Source organism: Pseudomonas putida, assembly GCF_002906855.1.
GTDB classification, from domain to species: domain Bacteria; phylum Pseudomonadota; class Gammaproteobacteria; order Pseudomonadales; family Pseudomonadaceae; genus Aquipseudomonas; species Aquipseudomonas putida_N.
On the sequence record NZ_MINI01000028.1, the window covers coordinates 1,808,142 to 1,829,827 of the forward strand.

21 protein-coding genes and 2 pseudogenes are annotated in these 21,686 nt (G+C 57.5%); 7 read left to right on the forward strand and 16 right to left on the reverse strand.

Going from position 1 to position 21,686, the window contains the following annotated elements; translation table 11 throughout:
* Positions 1-157: 157 nt before the first annotated feature.
* A pseudogene (locus tag BGP85_RS29195) lies at positions 158-432 on the reverse strand (hypothetical protein).
* Positions 429-1,409 carry an integrase domain-containing protein gene (locus tag BGP85_RS08795; RefSeq protein WP_103448232.1) on the reverse strand — a complete coding sequence of 327 codons (981 nt, stop codon included), beginning with the start codon at positions 1,407-1,409 and terminating at the stop codon, positions 429-431. Before BGP85_RS08795 ends, BGP85_RS29195 begins: the two are co-directional and overlap by 4 nt.
* Before the next feature lie 1,221 nt (positions 1,410-2,630).
* On the opposite strand from BGP85_RS08795, the gene BGP85_RS08805 reads away from it, so the two are divergent.
* The 4 genes from BGP85_RS08805 to BGP85_RS08820 all read left to right on the forward strand — a co-directional run bounded on the left by BGP85_RS08805 (position 2,631) and on the right by BGP85_RS08820 (position 7,337).
* The gene (locus BGP85_RS08805) at positions 2,631-4,274 is read left to right on the forward strand and encodes a hypothetical protein (protein WP_103446799.1); all 1,644 of its coding nucleotides are present in this window, start codon (positions 2,631-2,633) and stop codon (positions 4,272-4,274) included.
* The gene (locus BGP85_RS08810) at positions 4,274-5,005 is read left to right on the forward strand and encodes an OmpA/MotB family protein (protein ID WP_103446800.1); all 732 of its coding nucleotides are present in this window, start codon (positions 4,274-4,276) and stop codon (positions 5,003-5,005) included. Before BGP85_RS08805 ends, BGP85_RS08810 begins: the two co-directional genes overlap by 1 nt.
* Entirely contained in the window at positions 4,989-6,077 is a 1,089-nt protein-coding gene (locus BGP85_RS08815) for an HNH endonuclease (protein WP_103446801.1), read from the forward strand. Before BGP85_RS08810 ends, BGP85_RS08815 begins: the two co-directional genes overlap by 17 nt.
* Positions 6,078-6,533: 456 nt before the next feature.
* Positions 6,534-7,337 carry an HNH endonuclease gene (locus tag BGP85_RS08820; protein ID WP_103446802.1) on the forward strand — a complete coding sequence of 268 codons (804 nt, stop codon included), beginning with the start codon at positions 6,534-6,536 and terminating at the stop codon, positions 7,335-7,337.
* Positions 7,338-7,419: 82 nt separating this feature from the next.
* On the opposite strand, the pseudogene BGP85_RS08825 reads toward BGP85_RS08820, so the two are convergent.
* From BGP85_RS08825 to BGP85_RS08880, 12 genes and pseudogenes are all read right to left on the reverse strand, one after another.
* Positions 7,420-8,304, reverse strand: a pseudogene (locus BGP85_RS08825) (AAA family ATPase); the annotation flags it as partial.
* 122 nt (positions 8,305-8,426) lie between these two features.
* On the reverse strand, positions 8,427-10,337 hold the full coding sequence (locus tag BGP85_RS08830; protein WP_103446803.1) for a DUF2075 domain-containing protein: 1,911 nt from the start codon (positions 10,335-10,337) through the stop codon (positions 8,427-8,429).
* Positions 10,338-10,365: 28 nt separating this feature from the next.
* A complete protein-coding gene (locus BGP85_RS08835; protein ID WP_103446804.1) occupies positions 10,366-10,746 on the reverse strand; it encodes a nucleotide pyrophosphohydrolase in 381 nt (126 codons plus the stop codon).
* 182 nt (positions 10,747-10,928) lie between these two features.
* The gene (locus BGP85_RS08840) at positions 10,929-11,600 is read right to left on the reverse strand and encodes a hypothetical protein (protein ID WP_258035882.1); all 672 of its coding nucleotides are present in this window, start codon (positions 11,598-11,600) and stop codon (positions 10,929-10,931) included.
* A gap of 100 nt (positions 11,601-11,700) precedes the next feature.
* Complete coding sequence (gene hxsA, locus BGP85_RS08845; RefSeq protein ID WP_103446806.1) at positions 11,701-12,297, reverse strand: His-Xaa-Ser repeat protein HxsA; 597 nt, start codon at positions 12,295-12,297, stop codon at positions 11,701-11,703.
* Positions 12,294-13,529 (reverse strand): His-Xaa-Ser system radical SAM maturase HxsC, encoded by a 1,236-nt coding sequence (gene hxsC, locus BGP85_RS08850; protein ID WP_103446807.1) that lies wholly within the window; start codon positions 13,527-13,529, stop codon positions 12,294-12,296. The genes hxsA and hxsC overlap by 4 nt, the downstream gene beginning before the upstream one ends.
* Positions 13,529-15,016, reverse strand: coding sequence for a His-Xaa-Ser system radical SAM maturase HxsB (hxsB, locus tag BGP85_RS08855; RefSeq protein WP_103448233.1), 1,488 nt, complete (start codon positions 15,014-15,016; stop codon positions 13,529-13,531). The genes hxsC and hxsB overlap by 1 nt, the downstream gene beginning before the upstream one ends.
* Positions 15,013-15,312 (reverse strand): His-Xaa-Ser system protein HxsD, encoded by a 300-nt coding sequence (gene hxsD / locus BGP85_RS08860; protein ID WP_103446808.1) that lies wholly within the window; start codon positions 15,310-15,312, stop codon positions 15,013-15,015. The genes hxsB and hxsD overlap by 4 nt, the downstream gene beginning before the upstream one ends.
* A gap of 163 nt (positions 15,313-15,475) precedes the next feature.
* On the reverse strand, positions 15,476-16,639 hold the full coding sequence (locus tag BGP85_RS08865) for an AAA family ATPase (RefSeq protein WP_103446809.1): 1,164 nt from the start codon (positions 16,637-16,639) through the stop codon (positions 15,476-15,478).
* 57 nt (positions 16,640-16,696) lie between these two features.
* Entirely contained in the window at positions 16,697-16,966 is a 270-nt protein-coding gene (locus BGP85_RS29555) for a DUF3077 domain-containing protein (protein ID WP_103446810.1), read from the reverse strand.
* Between the two features lie 120 nt (positions 16,967-17,086).
* Positions 17,087-17,353 (reverse strand): DUF3077 domain-containing protein, encoded by a 267-nt coding sequence (locus BGP85_RS08875; RefSeq protein ID WP_103446811.1) that lies wholly within the window; start codon positions 17,351-17,353, stop codon positions 17,087-17,089.
* A gap of 103 nt (positions 17,354-17,456) precedes the next feature.
* Positions 17,457-17,699, reverse strand: coding sequence for a hypothetical protein (locus BGP85_RS08880; protein ID WP_060513428.1), 243 nt, complete (start codon positions 17,697-17,699; stop codon positions 17,457-17,459).
* A 423-nt stretch (positions 17,700-18,122) separates the two neighbouring features.
* Between BGP85_RS08880 and BGP85_RS08885 the strand changes: the two genes are divergently transcribed.
* Entirely contained in the window at positions 18,123-18,323 is a 201-nt protein-coding gene (locus BGP85_RS08885) for a DUF1737 domain-containing protein (protein ID WP_103446812.1), read from the forward strand.
* A gap of 38 nt (positions 18,324-18,361) precedes the next feature.
* A complete protein-coding gene (locus BGP85_RS08890; RefSeq protein WP_103446813.1) occupies positions 18,362-18,868 on the forward strand; it encodes a GNAT family N-acetyltransferase in 507 nt (168 codons plus the stop codon).
* Positions 18,869-18,934: 66 nt separating this feature from the next.
* Here BGP85_RS08890 and BGP85_RS08895 read toward each other — a convergent pair whose 3' ends face one another.
* Positions 18,935-19,756 carry an amino acid ABC transporter permease gene (locus BGP85_RS08895; RefSeq protein ID WP_103446814.1) on the reverse strand — a complete coding sequence of 274 codons (822 nt, stop codon included), beginning with the start codon at positions 19,754-19,756 and terminating at the stop codon, positions 18,935-18,937.
* Positions 19,753-20,574, reverse strand: a complete 822-nt coding sequence (locus tag BGP85_RS08900) for an ABC transporter substrate-binding protein (RefSeq protein WP_103446815.1) — start codon at positions 20,572-20,574, stop codon at positions 19,753-19,755. The genes BGP85_RS08895 and BGP85_RS08900 overlap by 4 nt, the downstream gene beginning before the upstream one ends.
* A gap of 118 nt (positions 20,575-20,692) precedes the next feature.
* Between BGP85_RS08900 and BGP85_RS08905 the strand changes: the two genes are divergently transcribed.
* Complete coding sequence (locus tag BGP85_RS08905; protein WP_181004472.1) at positions 20,693-21,577, forward strand: homocysteine S-methyltransferase family protein; 885 nt, start codon at positions 20,693-20,695, stop codon at positions 21,575-21,577.
* The last annotated feature ends 109 nt before the right edge of the window (positions 21,578-21,686 follow it).

Below are 21,686 nucleotides of genomic sequence, written 5' to 3' on the forward strand. Positions count from 1 at the left end.
CCACCGCTGGTAAAATTCCCGTAGAGCCGGGAGCACAAGCCTTTGAATGCTCCGAGCGTTTGCTACCAAGTCAAAGTTGCCGTTCAGTAAGGGCAGCTAATGGCCGGCTGCTGCCAGCGCCGAACGGTGGCTGTGAGTCGATAGCAGCCGGTCTTACTCATAGATTGAAAACCCATGTTTTTTGTAAGCGACGAGCGAGCAGCCGCACGGCAGCAGATAGTAATAGCGTGTCGCCTCGCTGCGTCGATTTAGGCGATGCTCAAGAAACCAATCCACATTCTTTTTCTGCCAAGCCCAAGGCGTCTGTCGCTGCCAACGCTCTGAGATTTCTGCTTGGATGACTCTCGCCTGCCGCAAATGGCGTTATTGTGTGGAGTGCGATCCGGTCAGCACCGCAGCCAAGAACAGCTCCATATCGAGTACCTTATTCATCTGCGATCTCCTACATAGGCAGCGACAACGTCGATCCGACCGTGCCCCAGCTCATAGCTGATTTGCCGTCGGGCTTCACGATCAAGGTTTCTATCTGCCAAGGAGCATTGGCCACCGTAGATAGGTGCGCGATGCTGGGTGATCTGCTCATAGCGCTCACATGCGTACGCCGCTCTTAGCTCATGGAAGCCTTTGAGGTTGTGTGCATGCAGGATGTCCCGCGCAGGGCGGATAATTTCTTGCAGAAGATTCCGGTAGCTTTCGTGCGGCGCAACCAGGTTGTGGCTACCCGCAGGCGATACCTGCCGTGAAAACCCAAGCGCCTCGCGAACATCGTCGTCCACTGTAATCCAACGCGGCGCCGAGGCGCCGGCACGGCCGCCTTTGGTGCCATCCTGAATGTTAATCTTGCCAAGGTCTTTAGCCTCACGGCTTAGCCGTGATAGGTCAGCCAAGATAGCCTCACGCAAGCGCATGCCGGTGGCTCTCGCCAACAGGACGATCGGGGCGGCCCGTCTCTGGTCACGACTGCAAAGCGCATCGACGATCTGCTTAACCTGTTCGCGGTCTTGGCCCTGAGGTACCGAATGTCGAACCCCAGTGCGTTGCATACCCACCGCCTTGTTCGGGCTGGGCAATTTCACACATTGATCACCGCGTAGCGCCGCCATGGTCCTGTTAACACTGGATAGGCGGTTTTGTGCGGTGCTGACAGCAAGATCACCGCGCCTAACCACGTCGCGCAGATACGCCGCATAGTCCGCCAACACCTTCCGATCAATCTGCCGCGCATCATTGATACCCGGCCCCTGTTCTGATCGGCACCACTTCACGAATGCCTGCCACCGATCACAGTGTGCCTTCACCGTGCCGTAGTGACCGCCGCCGAACATGTCTTTCAGCGCTTGCGGACCTGCGTAGTTCAATTGCCTGCCGTAGCCGAAATTACGGCCATCGCGTTTACCCACCAATGCCATGTCGGTCACCTCATCGTCCGCTCTTCGATCCTCGCCCCACGTCATCCCGCCAAGAATGTTGAGTGTTATCAGGGATCAAGGCCCCTGCGACCTGTGGGGAATGTCCTCTACGCGGGACTGGCGGCTCCTTACGACCGGGAGCAAGGACATCTCATGATCTGGCTTCCTGAGCACCGTTACCGGTGGGCGGGTGGAGGTTGCATTGGCTGACGAGACCATTGCCGCGAGATCCTGAGCCAGGTTCAAGCAGCAATGCGATGACCGGGGCATGCCTGACTGTCAGTCAGGTGCAGTCCATTCCCTGGTCTGCGGCACCATCATCTACAGCGCTGTTGCTGGTGGCATCGGCGTTTGTCACGCCGATTGTCACGAGGGGGATTGCCGCAAAGCCATGTGCGATCAGGGCTGCAGCAGTGTCAGAAGCGCCCGTCTCTTTTCTGGAAAAAGAGACGGCCGCAAGTAGGCGCAAGATTCGGCCAAGCGAATAGGTTGCTGCAGGAAAGCGCAGTACGGTGTAGCTGGCGCACGAGGGCCATGAGGTTAAAGAGCACTCATCACCGGGAAGGTGACCGGGCGAGCTGCCGGATGCTAATCGCCCTTGAGAGAACCACCGCTTGATGCGGCATGACCTTGAAGGTTCGGGCCACCTAGGTGCTGCCATCGGCAGCGCTTCGAGGCTTCTTTCTAGCGCTGGTGTGGTGGGGCGGTCAACCGAATTACCCACCGCTCATTGCGCTAAATTTCGATGATGGAAAGTGGTAGCCCTGAGTGGTAGCGAATGGAGGGCATGCCGTTTATCGCCTTTCTATGCCAATCCCCGAGCATGGTTATCCCCATTACGGGTGACCGCCAGCTGACGCCCTGAAATTAGCGATAAAAGGTGAAGGGCGTGGCTTTACCCATACCTTGCTAGGGGATAAGGTGACGGGCATTGCAAAATGATGGCACTTCACGGTGTTCCAGGGATGATGCTTCAAAGCTCCGGCGTTTCATGCCCCGTCTGGATTTCCTTCGATTGTTTGCCACTCGTTTTAGCATTCGCTGGCCCACCTGGCAGTGAGCGCCGCTGGGAAAGCTGCGCATGAGTGAATTGGTCCAAGCGTAGCTGGCTGCAGCGCCGGAAGATGGCTGTCGCCGTGTTGCCACGGTTGAGTTACTTAATCCGATAGGGGTAGTTGAAGTGTTCCGTAAAGATCCAGCGTTCGACATTGGAGTAACTGAATGATTGGGAGTTTTCTCGAGAGTATGCTGACTTCTGCTTCGGCAAGCTCTGTGACTGAGATCTTTATCTGGCTAATGCTCGTTATTGTTATGATCGCCGTGCGCGAAGGAAAGAGTGGAAGGCAAGGGCTCTTTCTGGAGCATGCACCGGCAGTGCTTGTCTCACTGGGAATTCTGGGGACTTTCGTCGGTATTGTGATCGGTTTGCTGGACTTTGATGCTCATGACATCAAAGGCAGTATTGAGGGTTTGCTGGATGGACTGCGCACGGCCTTCATCACCAGTCTTGTTGGTATGACCCTTTCCATCGCCCTCAAGGCACTGGATGCCTATTGGTTTGCTCCGGCACGGAGCCGCTCTGAGCTGCCGGACAGTATCACTCCAGAGCATATCCACAGCGTGCTGACTCAGCAGGTCAAACTGCTGGAAGGACTCAACCAGTCGCTTGCCGGTAATGAGGAAGGTTCGGTGGCGGGCCAACTTAAGCTGATGCGTAGCGACGTTGGCGATTTTCGCAGCGCCCTAGATCGCACCCATCGTGAGTTCCAGGACAAGCTTTTCGTGCAGCTCAAGCAATTTGGCGAAATGCTGGCCAAATCAGCCACAGAGACGGTGATCGAAGCGCTTCGTCAGGTGATTCAGGATTTCAACAGGCACTTGGTGGAGCAGTTTGGCGATAACTTCAAGGCGCTGAATGAATCAGTCGTTAAGATGAATGAGTGGCAGGAGCTCTACAAACAGCACGTCGAATCGCTGGAGGCGCGCATCGAGCTGGCGATTAACGAGCTGGAGCGCACCGCGACAGCAAATGAGGCCATTAGTCGTTCCCTATCCACTTCAGAGCAGTCTATCGGCACCATTGAGGGTCATTGCCAGAGCATTCCTATGGCCATCGGCCAATTGGAGCCAGTATTGCAAGCCAACCAAAGACAGGTTGGAGTGCTTGAGGAGCATCTCGGTACATTTGTCACGATGCGCGACCGGGCCATTAGCGCGGTACCGCAGCTGCAGCAGCATATGGAAACACTCTCAGGCCAGCTTGCCGAAGGCGTGAAGAGCGTCATGACTACCATGCATGAAGGCGCGCAGGAGTTCGGTCGTTCGGTTGACCTCACTAATGCCGCATTGACAGAGTCAGCCCATGTTGTGAGTAGCAAGTCTGAGCAAATCGCCGAGAACATGCAGGATGCCGCTCAGGAGTTCGGCTCATCGGTGCGCGGGACACTCGACAATATGCTGGATACTTCCAAAACGCTGGAGCAACAGATGGGTCTAGTAGTCGAGAAAACCGCTAGCGCCATGGCAGAGGCATTCCGCCAGGCAACCGGCAAGATTCAGGAGGGTCTGACCGGGTCGGTAGAGGCCACCATGAATACTTTGCGCTCCAGTGTAGAAGGCAGTCTAAGCCACACCGAGGCGCAGATTCAGGGTTCGGCCAATCGCACCATGGGTGCCGTAGAAGCACAGGTGCGTGAAGCCACTGAGCGAGCCGGTGCCTCGCTGCAAATCCAACTCAACGCAATGGATCAGGCCATTGGTCGCGAGCTGGAGAAAGTCTTCAAAGAAATGGGCTCGGCACTGGCCACCATCTCACGACGGATTGCCGATGATCATGCTGAGTTCACGCAAAGGGTACGTGCCTGATGGGGAGTTCGGATAACCTTTTTCGCAGCAGTGGCTCGAAGAATGATGATGCCGAACACTGGATTGGCATCTCTGACTTGATGTCCGGGTTGATGATGATGTTCCTGTTCATTGCCGTGGCCTATATGTACTACGTGCAGGTCGAGAGAAACAACATCAAGGAGATCGCAGTTACTTACAAGGACACTCAGGTAGCGATCTACAATGACTTGGTCAGCGAGTTCGAAGCGGATCTGTCTCGTTGGAATGCAGCCATTGAGCGTGACACCCTTGAAGTAACCTTCAACAATCCAGAGGTCCTGTTCCGTTCCGGGTCACCCGAGCTAAATCCGCAGTTCAAGTTGATCCTAGCCGACTTTTTTCCGCGTTATGTGACTGTGTTGTCTCGTTACCGTACAGCCATTGAAGAGATTCGTATCGAAGGTCATACCAGCAGCGACTGGGGAAACCTTCACGGTGAACAGGCATACTTCCCCAATATGGCGCTTTCACAGGACCGTACGCGGTCTGTGCTGCAGCATGTGTTGTCGCTGCTGACGGCAGGATCTGATAGGGAGTGGGTACGTTCAAGCTTTGCTGCAGTGGGCTACTCCTCGTCTCGGCGCATTGTTGATAGCGATACCCAGCAAGAGAGCAGCGCCCGGTCGAGGCGTGTGAATTTTCGAGTGATCACCAATTCTGAACTGCAGATTCGCAACATAATTGAGAGGCTCGATGGAAATCAGGGCTGATTTTACCGAACTGTGGAACCAAGTGAAACGGCTTTGCTCTGCCCCAGTTGAGTTCGACTGGGTTGCAGCGGCGCAGCTTGATCCCATCGATATTGAGCTGCTGGAAGGGCGTGAAGTTCGTCTTGAAGATCTGGATGTCATCAACGGGTTGTTGAGTGTCGATGGTCGCCAGGTGCTCCTCTATATTCCTGACCAGTTTTCTCCGGTTGATGTGGTGCAAGCTTCTCCCGATAAAGGCAAAAGGTTCCATGTGGCGGACTGCAAGACTCTAGCGGACATGCGTGCAAAAGGGCGATTCGAACGGTATGTGGTTACCAATAACCTGACGGGTATATTTCCGATCAGCGGCAAAAATAGTCGTGGTATTTCGGAAGAGTTGGATTCTCGCTTGATGGTCTGCAGGAACTGCCTAGATAAACTCAACTATCAAGATTACTGCCACGACTCCACTCGCGCACATATTTGGCAGGGTTTTCAAATTGCGCGCTTCTTTGAAACATATAGCACTAGCTTTGCCTATCTGCCTCGTAATCTTACGCAACGCGCCATTGGCAATGATTACACTAAGGATTGGCCTGAGATTTCAACCAATGTGCGGCGGCGCTGTGGTTTCGAATGCGATGACTGTGGTTTAAGTCTGAATGAATATCGGCATCTGTTGCATGTACACCATGTCAATGGGTTGAAGCAGGACAATAGCAGTGTCAACCTCCGACCATTGTGTGCTGATTGCCATCGCAAGCAGCCGTTACATGATCATATGTTCATATCTATAACCGATATGCAGTTGCTGACACGCCTTCGTCGTGAACAAAAAATTCTCGCGGGTGATTGGACACAAGTGCTCGAGCTGGCGGACCTTTCTGTGCATGGCGCCTTGATGCATGCGAAACACAGAGGGTTTGAGGTTCCGGAAATCGGCTACGGGCTAGTGAGTCAGGACCGAGTCACTACTTTTGAAGTAGAAGTAGCCTGGAAGCAAAGGCATGTTGCCATCAGTGTTGTCGATGCTCCTGTAATGGCAGGTTGGACTATTGTTAGTCCAGCTGATTTTATATGGAATTATTCATGAAATTTAGGCCTGATGGCTCGCGTCGTAGTGAGAGGAAATCTGATTTTGTGAGTTTATTTTGAGAAAGCGCCTCGCGTTTTATGGGCGAGGAGGGCACTAATTTCGTATCAATCGGTGCTGTATGGTGTATACATAGCTATAAGATTTTGGTATTGCGCAATGACGGTCGTCAATGATTGTTTGCAGAGGGAAGGATTTGTAAACGAGGTGTCGCACCGGCGTGCAACGAGGGTGCTCTGCGTAAGCGCTCCATAGGTGATAGAGATTGGCGACGCATTATAAGCCTACTCTCCGCAGTGTCATGTATACAAAAGGGGGCATTGTCCTCTCTGTCTTTCATGCGTTCGGCCGCCTTCTGAGCTATGAGTCCCAATGTGGCGGTCCATTTTCTAAAAGTCCTGTAGGAAATTTCCTCTTTTTGATAGGCTTTTGCCATCAATCGTGAGGGAAAATGTAATGCCCGTCGTCATAGTGGAAAATGACACTTCACAGTGGGAAGACGAAACCGGCGCTGTCTACCACTTCCCCAAACGCTACCAATCCTTCCTCGTTCCGGGCACTGAAGTGATCTACTACAAAGGGCGCATAAAGGACAAAGCGTTTGCCTCCACCCGCCTGAGCGCTGATCCGCATTATTTTGGTACGGCGCGCATCGGTAAGGTCTACGCGGATCCTGGTAGTGCTAAGGGCGACCTTTACGCGCTGATCGAAAACTTCGCGCAGTTTGATGGTGCTGTCCCTTCCAAAATTGATGGGGTGTACCTGGAGACTATCCCTGCCACCCGCGTAAAAAACTATTGGCGCGACGGGGTCCGGCCCATATCCCAAGCCGACTTCGATGCCATTTCAAGCCATGCGAAGCTCCAGCCTCCGCAAGCAGAAGCAGATGTGCCGAATGTAGAAGGCGACCCATTTACCTTCGAATCGGCCAATGAAGGCAGCAAATCTAGCTACTTCGGAACTCGCTACGAGCGCCGAAAAGATCTGAGGATCAAGGCCATCGCTATCCACGGTCTTGACTGCAAAGGATGCGGATTTGATTTCGAACAGGCCTATGGTGAACACGCGAAGGGTTTCATTCACGTTCACCATGTAGTACCGATTTCGGAATTCGGTGGCGAGAAAGCTGTAGATCCCGAGACTGATCTCGTAACGCTGTGCGCCAACTGTCACGCAGTCGTCCACCGCAAGCGGGATATGACTCTCAGCATTGATGAATTGAAAGGAATGGTGCGCGGGCGATGGGTCTTCGAGTCTTGAGCGCATTTCCCTGCTTCAGGTAACAGCCGTCGCGCCGGGGAACGCTTGGGACATCGAGCCCAGCCCGCCACCGTTTCGCTGATCAGTCGACCCACCGCCACAAGGGCTCATCCAGCACCCCAACCCCGCGCAACTGCGTCTGCCCCTGGTGCTTCTCCAGCTCCAGCACATTGCACCCCTCACACGCCGTCAACGCGTCAATCAGCGGCCTGCTGTGCGACACCACCCACACCTGGCTACGCAGCGAAGCGCGGATGATCAGCCGCGCCAGCGCCGGTAGCAGGTCCGCATGCAAGCTGGTCTCCGGTTCATTGAGCACCATCAGCGACGGCGGCCGTGGCGTCAGCAGCGCAGCCATCAGCAACAGGTAACGCAGGGTCCCGTCCGACAACTCGGCACCGCCCAACGGACGCAGCAGCCCATGCTGGTGCAACCTCACGCTGAACAAGCCACCCGGTGGTGCGTCGATCTCCAGGCGGCTGCCGGGGAATGCATCCTCCAGCGCGGCCACGAGGTCTTCCACCTCTCCAATCTCGATGATGGTCTGCAGCGCCGAAGCAAGGTTGCGGCCATCGTGGTGCAGCACTGGCGAGCGGGTGCCCAGCTGGGGCTGGCGGCAGGGCGCATCGCGGTCGATGCGGAAGTGATCGTAGAACCGCCAGCTGTTGATGAACGCGCGCAGTTCGCCGATCTCTGGCGCTTTGCGGGGGCGACCGACGATGTTGAAGAAGCTCTCACAACTATCGGCATGCTGATCGAGCACCGTCCAGCTGTTGCCCTCGCGGGCGCGCACCATGGCGTTCTTGCGCTCTACCAACAAGGAAGAGGGGCGGTAGGCTCCAGCACCCCAGATGGCTTCAGATTTGATCTCGGGGTCGAGCATGAGCGCAGTGGGATAGGGCAGGGGAATCGGCAGGCCGAGCGAGATGGCAAAGCCGAAATCCTCGGTGGCAAAACCCAGGCGCAGGCTGTTATCTGGTCGGATGCGTAGGAAGCTTCGTCTTGAAAGCACGCTCCGGCCTTCTGCTTTCATCTAGCATCGGGTCCGAGCAGATTGGTTGCTGCCAAGCCTGCCCGTATTCCCGCCACTCAAGATACGGAGGCTAGCAACTCCGTTTTCGCCTTCGGCACACTCAGGTCGATCAGGCTCGCCCGGCTGCGGAAATACTGCGCAGTCTGTTCGTCGCTGCAGTAGATGTAGCAACCCTTCATCCCACGAGTCATCAAGGTTCTGTAGGTGTTCTTGATGATGAGGTCGACCAGCTCACGAGTCTCTTCGGGAGCCGTTTTCATCCGAGTTTTGTAGCCCCGAATAGATCGATCCTGCTTGTCCCGTTTGCTTGGGTCGGTCAACACCTGTCCATCGCGAATCACCAGGTCCGGGCCGATGATCACGCCGATGTAGTCGACTTCCAGCCCTTGGCAGGTGTGAATGCAGCCGACCTGCTCGATCGAGTTCTGCGCGATGATCCACAGGCTGCCGTCCTGGTCGAGATTCCATTTGCGGCGGTAGTTGTCGCCAATGACGATGTCATGGGCTGCAGGTTCTTTCTTGCTGGTCCAGGGCCAGCAATAGCCGGCAACGACGCGGGCCTTGTTGTGGTTGTTTTTCTGTTCAATGGCCGCATGAAGGGCTTCGGGCGTGTCGAATACCTTGAACTCGTAGAGATTGCTGTCCAGGTGCCGGTTGGCGGTCGGGCGCACTTGTAGCACGTCGTCCAGCCAAGCGAGGTAACCGTCCGAGCCGTTGCAGCGAAACTGGGAGGCGAGGGTGTACTCCTCGACCTGCGCGCCTTTGGCTTCGGCAAAGGCGCGGATTGCTTCTCGGCTGCCGATGTCGCTCAGGGTGACGCGCTGATCTTCGTCGATGAAGAAAATGGTGCAGGCCGAAGCATTGATCAGCTCTTTGATCTGGTTCTCGCCCAGATTGCCGTAGAGGCCACTTTTCTCGTTGAGGCGATGAGCTTCGTCGACGACCAGGAAGTCATTGATATTCGCGGCGGTATCGACAAAGGCGCCCGACCCAACGAACAGGTTGGAGAAGTGGCTGCGGGTGATCGAGCCTGCCAGTTTGCTTTCGTAGACTTTGCGAGGTGCGGCGTTCTTGGAGACGTACCGGCCGTACAGGCCTTGGCCGATGAGCTTCACCAGCAGGTTGAGTGCGACCACTGTCTTCCCGGTGCCAGGGCCACCTTGAATGATCACTACCCTCGGCTTTTCAGTAGATGCGGCAGTGCCTGCGGCCATCGCTGCTTCGAAGATCTCTTTCTGATCGTCGATCAGAATGAATTCAGGTCGCGCTTTGAGCAGGCCTTTCAGAGAATCTGCCAGCGCTTTGGACGGACGGATGGGGCTGTTTACAAGTTCATGCAGCGTGCTGTTCTCATCGCCGCTGGCGATGTGTTGCTTGATGAACGTGCGCAGCTGTTCCAGCTGCTCCTTGCCTCGCATGAACAGCGGAGCCTTGCTGGTGTAATCCTGATAATGCTTTGCGTCGAGTACGCCATCAGCTACGTAGTTATGCAGATAGGCGCATGCCTGCACCTGGATGCCACCGGTATGCACGGCCTCGTTGAAACCGTGCAGCAGGCTGGCGTAAGACCACGCTTGATACGATGGATGAACGGTATCGCGTTCTTTGCCACCCAGCACAGTGCGCACAATCGCATCTTTGCTGGTGGCTTTCGCTTGGCTCCATTGTTTGAGTTCAACCAAAAGAACGCTGCGCTGACCCTCGGCGTTGAAGCCGGTGAGGGTAATATCGATTCGTTTCGAGGTCTGGGGAATGTGCAGCTCGATCGCCACGCCCATTGTGTCGGGCAGCCCGGGGGCTTGCAGCACATTGGCCATTTTGCCGAGGGAGTTCTTCCACGAATTGATCTCTGAGGCGCCGACCCGTTTTCCGGTCGTGGACTGGTAAGTGTCCAGAATTACGTCTTCGATATCGTCATTGATGCAGTCGTGCAGAAACTGCGATTTGGTCGCTTGGTAAACGATCAAGGTCCTTCTTCCTTACTCAAGCTGGCAATCAGAGTTGGTCGTACTTCTTGGCGGTATTGCGGGCTTTTTCGACCGGGTACTTTTCGCCGTTAAGGCGCAATTTGCGTTGAGCCGCTGCGTCCAGGTCCACGCCCAGGACCGAGGCTAGGCGTACCAGGTACATGAGCACGTCGGCGAGTTCTTCCTCGACGGCCTGTGCTGTATCCGGGTTATGGGCGGCGGACTTGGAGGCGTCCTCGCTGAGCCATTGGAAGATCTCGTTGAGTTCACCGACTTCACCGCTCAGGGCCATGACCAGGTTCTTGGGCGAGTGGAACTGGGCCCAGTTGCGGTCGGCGGCAAATTGCTCGAGAGCCTGGGCCAGGCGGGTGGTGTCGACGAGCTGGGGTGAAGCGGTGGGGGTTGTCACGAGAGCGTCCTGTGTTAGCGGGCGAACTGGGCTGATGGGAGTCACCGTTTAGCCTTCATTGCAGATGCTCGACACCATACGTCCTACAGACGAAATGAGAAAGTGTGTAGGAGAATTCGGAGTAACCTGTAAGTAGATCTAGATCAAAGAGTAGCTGTATGCCGAGATCGGGCGGACTGCTATCAGTCGTAGCGAAGGGAGAGCGACTGGAGTTCGTCGAGGGCCGCCATAGCGGCTTTCCGTGACTGGTGAAGCTCGCTGGCATGGGGCTCGGGAAGATGGGTGCCAGGGGTTGGAATGGCAGACACCGTGGCGTTGCGCCAAGCGTCATAAACAGGGTTGTTGACGAAGCCAGATTCGTGCTGACCTCGTAAAAGTGCTTCCTCGATCTGTTTGGCAATAGCTGGCTTTACAGTGCTGTAGGCAAACCGTGACGAGGGATGATTTACCACTGCTAGCGGGATCCCTGTCGAAAGCGAGGTGATCCGTTTGCCGTTGCGGATGCTGAAACAGACAATCAACTGAGGTGCCAAAACCCTCACTACCTGCGAGAAGGCAGAGCTACTCCGCTCCCATGCGCCGTCTTGCGGAGCCTGACGATTGGCACTGACGAATTCCTGCAAGTAGTTGTAGTAGGCGACGCTTTCCCAAAATGCCTGCCTGTCCAGGCTGGCAACACCAGTCTTGGCTTTGGTGACCGCGGTCCTGATCTTCGCAAAGTGCGCATGCTTGCGCAGCTTGCGAGTCGCCTGGGGATGCACCTGCCTCAGTGCAAGCGCCTTTATGATTTCCGGGGTAACGGTCGGGCGCTCATGTTCTTTGTTTCCATAGTGCGATTCGCATACCAACAGCACGCGCAATCCGTGAATGCCTTCGGTGTATCGGGCTCCCACCCAGGGTGCGAATCGAACGGGATGCTGAGGTGCTGTCATCTGCTGGTCAACCGAAGGCAGCTTATGGAATTTTGATCCCCAACGCATTCAGCGTTGGCGTATCCATCCGGCCATTCACGGTCAGTGCGCTGTCCATCTGGAAGGCCATCAACGCCCCACGTGTCGCTTTGCCCATTACCCCATCGACCGCGCCCTGATAATACTGGCGCACCATCAGCGCAGTCTGCACACGCGTGACCAGATTACTTTTCTGCTCATTGGTCGCACGTGCGGTGGACTTGCTTGCACTTGTACCGCTGGTAGTGCCAGACGATTGATATAGGCTATTGCTGCTTGAGGTACTCGGCGCGGTGTAACTGCGGGTAGTGGTAGCAGGTGGGCTGTAATAACGAGGCGAGCTGTAGCCCCCAGAGCTGCTGTAGTGAGAACTGTGTGAACTATGGGAGCTATGTGAGCTGTGCGAGCGATGTGCCGCATAAATGTTCACGGCGTCTGGAGCGTTGAGCGTGTTGGTAAATACCGGGGGCTGCAGTTTGTCAGCAGGCTTCCAGTTCGCATCGGCGAGCGGCATGTGGCCTGCCTGTGCCAAGGTGGCGCCTGCCATTGGCAGCAGGCTGAACCCACTGATCAGGATTTTCCAGCGGTCGAGCAGTTTCACTGTGCACTCCTTGCGTAGGCGCTAAAGGCCTCGGGCGATAGTTGTTGTACGCCGCGGCTTTGCCAGCGGTCGGTGTGGGATTTGAAGAAGCCGGAGCAATGTTTCACGGCGGCGCATTGCTGGCAGGCATCGATGAACAGGTTCTTCCAGTCAGAGATACTCTGGCGGGCGAAGCGCGATAGGTGGGCCGGGATCAGGCACAGGGGCAGGTTGTAGATCGAGACCGGCACACCGCGGTTGAACAGGAAGAACGTGGCCTGGCTCAACGATTCCTGATAGTCCAGTGGGTCGATCCACAGCGCTTCATAGTGCTTTCTGGCAAGGCCCGTACTTTCGATACCCATCAGCGCAACATGCCGCACGAAGGGCAGGTTCCTGAACACGTAGTGGGCCAGCTCAGGTAAGCGTGGTGTGGTCAGGCGGTTCAGCACCACGCGTATCTCGATGATCTGCTTGGCGCGGGCGAGGTTGTAAAGGCCTTGCAGGGTTTCGCTGAACGCGCCTGGCGCCTGCACCACATGGTCATGGTCTTCGGCATTGTCGGAATACAGCGGGATGCCCCAGCTCAACTGCGGGTGGCCGATGGCAGCGAGTGCTTCGATCCAGCTCGGGTCCTTGAACAGGCGCCCATTGCTGAGCACATGAACGGACTTCCGCGGCAAAACGGCTTTGCACTTGGCAAGGATTTCGAGCAGGCCGTCGCGATAAAGCGTTGGTTCACCGCCGCTGATGCCCAGGTTCTCCTCAATCGGGTCCATCAGGTCGATCAACCGAAGGTTTTCCTCGATGTGCCAGCGGTCATCGATATCCTTGGGCGGCTGCGAGCACATCAAGCAGAGGCTGTTGCAGCGATCGGTCATGAACAGCAGATTGCTGTCCGAACCTCGTCGATAGAGCACGCGCGCCATTGTGTTGCCTGGTGTGATGGCGATGACATCGCCCGGCTGCACGACCTCTGCATCTTTGGGGCTGTGAAGGTGCAGCCTCTCGCTTTCGAAGTCGCCAACCAGCGGCTTCGGTGTCAGAAATCCACCCACTGGCAATGAAAGCAGGTGCGGGTTCCTTAGGCGTTCTTCGTTCGGCAGCCAAAGTAGCAGGTCACTGAAGTCGGCACTGCCGGCACACACTGCCAAGCCCTGTTCGATGAACTCGTCCAGAGTGATGACCTTGAGTAGTCTGGGTTCATGCAGGTGTTGGATTACAAAGTGGGTATCTTTGCGCAGCATCGCCATCAGCCCCTGTAACCCGGAAGGCGAACATCGCTGTAGGCGCGCCTGTTCAACCAAGACAGCAGCACCCGCTGTACGTTGTCGTCGCCATCGCGAAGCAGGCCGAACAAATGCTTCAGCAGCCCCATGTTCTTTTTGCAGAAGCTGCTGAAAACTCGGTGTCCGAGCGGGTCACCTTGGCGTGCGAAGTGCTCGACGGGGTCTGCGCCGCAGTAAGGAACCAGCGCACAATCCGAGCAGCCGGGTAATGCTTCTGCAACACCACTGCTAAGCAACGCCTCCATGACGGGCGATGCCAGCAGTTCCGGTAAAGGTTGCTGGACCCGACCAAGCCTCAAGCCATCTTCGCCCATCTCCAGCAACATGCGGGCTTCGTCCGACGGATAGACGTAACCGTCGTAGTTGTATACCAGCGCAGCAGTACCCGCGCCGGCCGGAGAGCGGAGGTCTACGTAGCCGGAGGAGAAGGGCGTGAGGATGTTCTTGAGCAATAGGCTCGTGTAACTCTCCGACAGATATACGCCTTGCTGGTTGATGTCCAGCAAATAGGCCAGTGCTTTCTGGTAGAAGGCCAGATATCGCTCGATCGGGTAGTCAAGGCGATGGGCACTCTTGGTGGCGAACCCATAAGGGCTCAGTGGCCGGAGCGAGATGCTGGAGAAACCTTGGTTCACATACTCGTCGATGATCGCTTCAGGCTGTTCGAGACTTCTTGAAGTCAGTGTGGTCAATGCCGAAACCGCCTCATGCCCTAGGCGTTCACGGACCCATTGGATGCCTTTTACAGTGCGCTCGTAGGAATCCCGCGATGGTGTTGGGCGGTTGGCATTGTGCAAAGGCGCCGGCCCATCGAGCGACGTCGAAAACTGGATGCGATGTTGCTGTGCGAAGTTGAGGATTTCTTCAGTCAGGTGATGCAGCGTCGTAGTGATGACGAACTGGATGTCCCGCTGCTCGAGCACGTTTCGTTCAACTATCCATTCGACAATCTGGCGTACGCGCTCGAAGGCCAGAAGCGGCTCGCCACCCTGAAACTCCACAGTCAGGGTGGGGGCGTTCGATTCGAAAAGTCGATCAACCGCAGCTCTGGCATCTGCCTCCGAGAGGTCGTGACCCGAGCCGCCCAGAGGGGCCCGCGACACTTGGCAGTACTGACAGGTATGGTTGCAGCGCAATGTGACCACGAACAAGTGCAGTGCCGGGCCTTGGAATAGAAAGTCCTTGCGGCTGCGATACTGCGCGGCCATTTCCGGAAACGGATCGTGGTGGCCTGGTTCGTAGATGAAGTGACGGGCCAGCAGGTCTTTGTAAAACGGCGTGCCCGCTTCTACCCCGAAGTTACAGAGGGCCTGTAACTGCGCGTCGTTCAAATGCAAGTACTCTCCGGTATCGGCGGTGAGCAGAATGTCACGGTCATTTCCAGTGTTCATCCGCATAAATCGGATGGGCAGCAAGCGGTAGTGCTTGGCGTCGGTTGCGATGAGTGTCACTGCGAAATCCCACATCCAGCGAGTGCGGCTCGAGCTAGAACTTCGCGTAACCTCGACGTTTCGCGGTTAATGTGGTCGCGTAGGGCGAAGTCATTCAGATGCTGGAGTATCAGTGAATGCGCCTGCTGCGGAGAAAGTGCCAGTTCTACTGCAGTGGGGAAAGCCGTGAGGCAGACCTTGCTGGCTTCAATGCCGATCTGGATCGCTACGGTGTCAGCCAAAGCGTAAGCAGCGCGTTGCACCACGCCCAGCGGGTAGGCGGCGCTGTCGATTTGCAGCGTGACTGGCCATGTCATCGGAACCGGTCCTTCAAGTCCGTTGGGAACGTGTGGATTTTGCCGGTTAACGAGGCATAGTGCCATCACAATTTTTACATTTGCACACGTCTAACTGACGGAGCGGATGCCGCACGCCGTTTGCACCGGCAACTGAAACGGGATAGGCCGAGGGTTGTCCCCCTTAGTCCGCCCACCGCCACAACGGCTCATCCAGCAACCCAACCCCGCGCAATTGCGTCTGCCCCTGGTGCTTCTCCAGCTCCAGCACATTGCACCCCTCACACGCCGTCAACGCCTCGATCAGCGGCCTGCTATGCGACACCACCCACACCTGGCTACGTCGCGAAGCACGAATGATCAGCCGCGCCAGGGCCGGGAGCAGGTCGGCATGCAAACTGGTCTCCGGTTCGTTCAGCACCATCAGCGACGGCGGCCGTGGCGTCAGCAGCGCGGCCACCAGCAACAGGTAGCGCAGGGTCCCATCCGACAACTCGGCACCACCTAGCGGACGCAGCAGCCCATGCTGGTACAGCCGCACGCTGAACAGGCCACCCGGTGGCGCGTCGATCTCCAGGCGGCTGCCGGGGAATGCATCCTCCAGCGCGGCCACGAGGTCTTCCACCTCTCCGATCTCGATGATGGTCTGCAGCGCCGAAGCGAGGTTGCGGCCATCATGGTGCAGTACTGGTGAGCGGGTGCCCAGCTGGGGCTGGCGGCAGGGCGCATCGCGGTCGATGCGGAAGTGGTCGTAGAACCGCCAGCTGTTGATGAACGCCCGCAGCTCGCCGATCTCTGGCGCTTGGCGGGGGCGTCCGACAATGTTGAAGAAGCTCTCACAACTATCGGCATGCTGATCGAGCACCGTCCAGCTGTTGCCCTCCCGGGCGCGCACCATGGCGTTCTTGCGCTCTACCAACAAGGAAGAGGGGCGGTAGGCTCCAGCACCCCAAATGGCTTCAGATTTGATCTCGGGGTCGAGCATGAATGCAGTGGGATAGGGCAGGGGAATCGGCAGGCCGAGCGAGATGGCAAAGCCGAGATCCTCGGTGGCAAAGCCCAAGCGCAGGCGTTTGACGTCGCTCGGATGCTGGCCTTGGATGGGCACTTCACCGCGCTTCATGCGCGCACTCATCTCAGGCCCGGCCCACCAAGTCGAATCCAATCCGCCTTCACGCGCAAGCGCTTCGATCACGCCGCCCTGGGCGGTTTCGGCAAGCAGGCGCAGGGCCTTGTAGAGATTGGATTTGCCGCTGCCATTGGCACCCGTCACCAGATTGAGTTGGCCTAGTGGCAACACAAGGTGATTGATTGAGCGGTAGTTGCCGATGGCGAGGGTGGTGAGCATCCAGTGCGTCCCAGCTTGAACTGACTGACCGATTGTGGCCGAACTGGGTTGGGGTTACTACCGGTCAGCTTGGCTTCGGGAGTGGGGGCGGCTGTGTTCGAGTTCATCAAACAGGGCGCGAACCATCATGTTTAGGTAGTGGGAGGCAGCGACACTTCGGTGGTCACCTAGCATGACGCCGGTGTGGAGGTAGCGGGCGCAGTCCAGCAATTTCGAGGTTTGTTCTTTGGCTTGGGTGGTGGGTATCCCGGGGATGGCGGTTAGCAATCGCTGGGATGGTCTGGAGCTATTGTCGCTTGAACTGCTCGGGGTGTTGATTTGGAGCATTGGTTAATTCTCCTGGAGGTTGGAGCAGGGGCTTGCATTGTTGGGGCCGCTTTGCGGCCCATCGCCGGCAAGCGCGGCTCCCACATAAATGAAAGCGGCGGTGCCGGTGGTGAATCTCTTTCAATCTTTCATCATGCCCAGTTCGGCATCGTCGAGCAGAGCCTTGGCCAGGGCGCTGAGGTAGTGCGAGGCCCAGAGCAGCTGGGGTTTGTCTTCCATCAGGCCGTCGATGGTCAGGTCGCGGACGTAGCCCATCAGTTCAGAGGCCTGCTCGCGGGCGCTTTGGCAAGGGATGCCGGGTTCGATGCGGAAGAGGGAATGGGTCTGGTTTTCACCTTGGTAGAAGGTGGTTTTGCCGACTGTGAATTTGGTTTCTTCTGTGGCCATTGGTTGATCTCCCTGAAGTTGTAGCTGCGTGGGCTGGCCCAATCGCTCGCAAGCTGGGGACCCGCAGACGAAAGCGTCAGACCAGGCAGGATCATGATGCGGATTAATGCAGCGTCTGCGGATCGGCTGGTTTCTGGATTTGAACCAGCGCCGATTCGAGCAATTTGCGTAGGGTTTCGAGCTCGTGCATTGACGTCATGATCAACAGCGACACAGGAGACTTGGGCTGCATCAGCATTGCCTGCTGGGCTACGACTTCCGCGCAGAGTGCGTAGTCGGCGGCCATCATCAGTGTGTCCTCGAGGGAATGGAGATTGTGGGGTGGATCGGGGACGATCTTGAGCATGGGGGAACTCCAACGTAGATAAGTGGAGCTACCACAGCCTTGCTGTCAAACAATGAGGTGGCAGCTGTACGCGGGTTGACAGACCGAGACGTTGGCACTCGGCGCACCAGAGGGTGCCCGCACGTACAGCCACCATAAAAATGTGCACATGAGAACAACGTCTACGGTCTGTCAAAACCGATCGCTGAATTTGCAGCGACCGGCCGAGACTAGAATCCACGTTGACCCTGTGCAACGAAAAATGGGCTTCGACAGTATCTTTGGGAGGCGTCCTACAAGAAAGGGGCTAAATCCGATTTTCCTAGCCGTTAGACGTATCAGCATGTATCGAAGACTGTCTCAAAAATGTTCAGGCGCGTAGCCATGCCCCGATAGTTAACAGTACTCTCGAAACACACACCTACTACTGCAAGGACGGAACAAGTGACTCAACCACCGGATGGATTACCGATTTACCGGGTGCTGACCGGCCCCGACGATGCCTCCTTTTGCCACAGGGTCAGTGATGCCTTGAAGCTGGGGTATCAACTCCATGGCGGGCCTGCACTCACCTTCAATGGAAAGGACGTGATCGTAGCGCAGGCTGTGACTTGGCCAGCTGCCCAAGTAGCTTCGTCTTCATAAGCGGTTAATGGTTATCGGGAAGCAGTAAGGATCGTCAAATGGAACAGTCTTGCACCACCTATTACCTGGAAATGACCTCGGCATCCGAGCTGAAGGCAAAGCCCCAGCCTCACGACTTCCAGATCATCGAATGTGAAGTGCCTCAGCCGGAACTTAATCGGTTTCTCTACCAGTTGGTTGGCACGCCTTGGGAGTGGGGCGATCTTGATGTCTGGACGCTGTCTGACTGGCAGGCACTCGTCGAGCAGGATTGCCACCGTACCTGGGTTGCCTATCACCGTGGTGCGATAGCGGGCTATTACGAGCTTTATCGCCCGGATGGGCGTAACAGCGAAATTCGCTACTTCGGGCTGGCACCTCAGTTCCTGGGGTGTGGCTTCGGTGGAGCGCTGTTGAGTCACGCTATCCAGTCGGCTTGGGCGTGGCACGGTACAGAGCGGGTTTGGGTACATACCTGCACATTCGACCATCCTGCCGCGCTGGGTAACTATCAGGCGCGTGGATTCCGTATTTTCAAGCAGGAAGAGACGCAGCCCAGTGGGTGAGCTGGGGCCGCTTTGCGGCCCATCGCGGATAAATCCGCTCCTACAGCAGTGCGCAATGCGGGTAGGTCAGCGCTGGTAGGCCTTGCCGAAATGCCGCTCAAGCCGTGCCTGCACCAGCTCCAGCAAGATCGACAACACCCAGTAGATCACCGCCGCCGTGGTCAGCATTTCCAGGTACCGGTAGCTTGAGCGCCCATACGACTGCGCCAGGAACATCACCTCCCAAACCCCCATCACCGAGATCAGCGACGAGTCCTTGAGCATCGAGATGAACTGGTTGGCCGTAGGCGGAATGATCACCCGCATCGCTTGGGGCAGCACGATGCTGCAGAAGATCTGCACCGGCCGCATGCCCAGCGCCAGCGCCGCTTCACGCTGGCCGCGGGCCACGCCGAGGATGCCGGCGCGGAAGATCTCGCTCAGGTACGCACCGTAGTTCAACGACAACGCGATGATGCCGGCGCTGATGGCGCCGGGTACCAGGCCTAGCTGCGGTAGCCCGAGGTAGATGAGCAGAATCTGGATCAGCAGCGGGGTGCCGCGGAAGAACGAGGTGTAGAAGCTGGCGATGCCCACCAGCACCGCACTGTTCGACAGCCGCGCAAGCGCCGCGGCAAAGCCGAACGCCACCGACACCACCATCGAGCACAGGCACAGGAACAGGGTCAGTGCCGCGCCCTGCAAAAAGCCGTTGGGCCCGAGCTTGAAGCCGGCGAGGTTAGGGAACTTCTCCAGAATGATCGCGAACTTCAGGTCAAAGCTGAGGAAAAACGCCACAAACAGGGCGAACAGCGCCAGCCAGGTCAGGTACAGCCGGGTACGAAAGCCGAACAAGCCGGCGACCGTGGCGCGGGCCGCGGGTTTGGGGGCAGGGGGGAAAGTGCTCATTTGCTGATGTCGGCGCCGATCCATTTCTGCGAAATCTGCGCCAGCGTGCCGTCAGCCTTCAGCTCGGCGAACACCTGGCGCACCTTGGCATCCCACTCCGGGTCGCCTTTCTCGATGGCCACCGAATTCGGCTCTTCATACAGCGGGGCGCCGGCCAGCTTGAAGCGGTTGTCCTGGTCCAGGCGCGGCTTGGCGGTCACCAGGTTGGTGAGGATGGCGTCCAGGCGCACGCCAGCACCCAGGCCCAGGTCCTGGAAGGCGACGTTGTCGGTGTCGTAAGGGGCGATCTGCACGGCCTCGAACGGGTAGTCGATGTGGCGGTCTTCGGCGCCTTCTATCACCAGGTTCTTGTTCAGGTAGCTCTCGTAGCTGGAGGCGGCGGTCAGGCCGACCTTGCGCCCGTCCAGGTCCTTGGCGCTGTGGATGCGCTCATCCTTGGCGTTGACCACGATGACGGCGGGCGAGGCGTAGTACTCCACCGGGAAGGCGAACACTTCGGCGCGGGCCTTGCTCGGGGTCATCGAGCAGATGCAGATGTCATAGCGCCCGCTCCAGCGGCCAGCAGCGATCACGTCCCACGACGGGGTTTCCAGGCGCAGCTTGACGCCGAGCTTCTGCGCCACTGCCTTGGCCACGTCCACATCGAAGCCGTCGAGCTGGTTCTGCGCGTTGAGGAACGAGAACGGCGGGTAGCTTTCCATCAGCACGTTTACCAGTTCTTTGTTCGTCTCGACACGCTCAAGGGTCGTGCCGGCAAAGGCTTGAGTAGTGGAAGCGAGCAACAGGAGGCTCGCGCCAAGCAGGGCAGGGACGCGCATGTAAATACCTGAAAAGTTGGCCAAAACTGGATTAGTGTATTAAATAGTTATAAATCATTCCTACATAATGAATTTTATTCATAAGAACCTTCAGAGTAGTTATATGAAACAGCGAGCGATGTTAGTACTGGACGGTGGCATGGGGCGGGAATTGCAGCGCAGCGGTGCGCCGTTCCGCCAGCCGGAGTGGTCTGCGCTGGCCCTGAGCGAGGCCCCCGAAGCGGTGGTGGGGGTGCATGCGGCGTTCATTGCCGCCGGTGCGCAGGTGATCACCAGCAACAGCTATGCGGTGGTGCCCTTCCATATCGGCGAGGAGCGCTTTGCCAAGGAGGGCCTGCAACTGGCCACGGTGGCGGGCCAGCTGGCACGTCGGGCGGCGGATGCCAGTGCGCAGCCGGTGCAGGTGGCGGGGTCGTTGCCGCCGCTGTTCGGTTCCTACCGGCCAGACCTGTTCCAGCCGGAGCGGGTGGCTGAGGTGCTGACGCCGCTGTTGCAGGGGCTGGCACCGCATGTGGACCTGTGGCTGGCTGAGACCCAGAGCGCGATTGCCGAGGTGCAGGCCATTCACAGCCATCTGCCAGCGGACGGCAAGCCGTTCTGGGTGTCGTTCACCTTGCAGGACGAAGACGTCGACGCCGTGCCGCGCCTGCGTTCCGGCGAGCCGGTGGCCGATGCCATCGAGGCGGTGGCAGGCCTGGGTGTTGCGGCGGTGCTGTTCAACTGCAGCCAGCCTGAAGTCATCGGTGCAGCGCTGGATGTGGCGCGTTCGGTGATCGAAGCACGCCAGGCGGATATCGCCATCGGCGCCTACGCCAATGCCTTCCCGCCGCAACCCAAGGAAGCCACTGCCAACGATGGCCTGGATGAGCTGCGTGAAGACCTCGACCCGCCGGGTTATCTGGTGTGGGCCCGCGACTGGCGTGCGCGAGGGGCGAGCCTGATCGGCGGCTGCTGTGGCATCGGCCCGGAGCACATCGCCGAGATCAAGCGCAGCCTGGTTTGATGGCGATTCGAGGCTTCCAATCCGTGTCTCCCTGGCCCATGAAGCCGGGGTTTCACGTGTTCTTGAGGTCGCGTCAACAGCGGAGCAGGGGACGACATTCGAGGTCATC

Excerpts from the sequence above, each read along its gene's own strand:
- BGP85_RS08795 (WP_103448232.1), bottom strand. The coding sequence starts at position 1,409 with ATGGCATTGGTGGGTAAACGCGATGGCCGTAATTTCGGCTACGGCAGG.
- BGP85_RS08820 (WP_103446802.1), top strand. The coding sequence starts at position 6,534 with ATGCCCGTCGTCATAGTGGAAAATGACACTTCACAGTGGGAAGACGAA.
- BGP85_RS08895 (WP_103446814.1), bottom strand. The coding sequence starts at position 19,756 with ATGAGCACTTTCCCCCCTGCCCCCAAACCCGCGGCCCGCGCCACGGTC.
- hxsD (WP_103446808.1), bottom strand. The coding sequence starts at position 15,312 with ATGACATGGCCAGTCACGCTGCAAATCGACAGCGCCGCCTACCCGCTG.
- BGP85_RS08865 (WP_103446809.1), bottom strand. The coding sequence starts at position 16,639 with ATGCTCACCACCCTCGCCATCGGCAACTACCGCTCAATCAATCACCTT.
- BGP85_RS08880 (WP_060513428.1), bottom strand. The coding sequence starts at position 17,699 with ATGCTCAAGATCGTCCCCGATCCACCCCACAATCTCCATTCCCTCGAG.
- BGP85_RS08905 (WP_181004472.1), top strand. The coding sequence starts at position 20,693 with ATGTTAGTACTGGACGGTGGCATGGGGCGGGAATTGCAGCGCAGCGGT.
- BGP85_RS08805 (WP_103446799.1), top strand. The coding sequence starts at position 2,631 with ATGATTGGGAGTTTTCTCGAGAGTATGCTGACTTCTGCTTCGGCAAGC.
- BGP85_RS08890 (WP_103446813.1), top strand. The coding sequence starts at position 18,362 with ATGGAACAGTCTTGCACCACCTATTACCTGGAAATGACCTCGGCATCC.
- hxsC (WP_103446807.1), bottom strand. The coding sequence starts at position 13,529 with ATGGCGATGCTGCGCAAAGATACCCACTTTGTAATCCAACACCTGCAT.
- BGP85_RS08815 (WP_103446801.1), top strand. The coding sequence starts at position 4,989 with ATGGAAATCAGGGCTGATTTTACCGAACTGTGGAACCAAGTGAAACGG.
- BGP85_RS08875 (WP_103446811.1), bottom strand. The coding sequence starts at position 17,353 with ATGGCCACAGAAGAAACCAAATTCACAGTCGGCAAAACCACCTTCTAC.
- BGP85_RS08900 (WP_103446815.1), bottom strand. The coding sequence starts at position 20,574 with ATGCGCGTCCCTGCCCTGCTTGGCGCGAGCCTCCTGTTGCTCGCTTCC.
- BGP85_RS08810 (WP_103446800.1), top strand. The coding sequence starts at position 4,274 with ATGGGGAGTTCGGATAACCTTTTTCGCAGCAGTGGCTCGAAGAATGAT.
- BGP85_RS29555 (WP_103446810.1), bottom strand. The coding sequence starts at position 16,966 with ATGCTCCAAATCAACACCCCGAGCAGTTCAAGCGACAATAGCTCCAGA.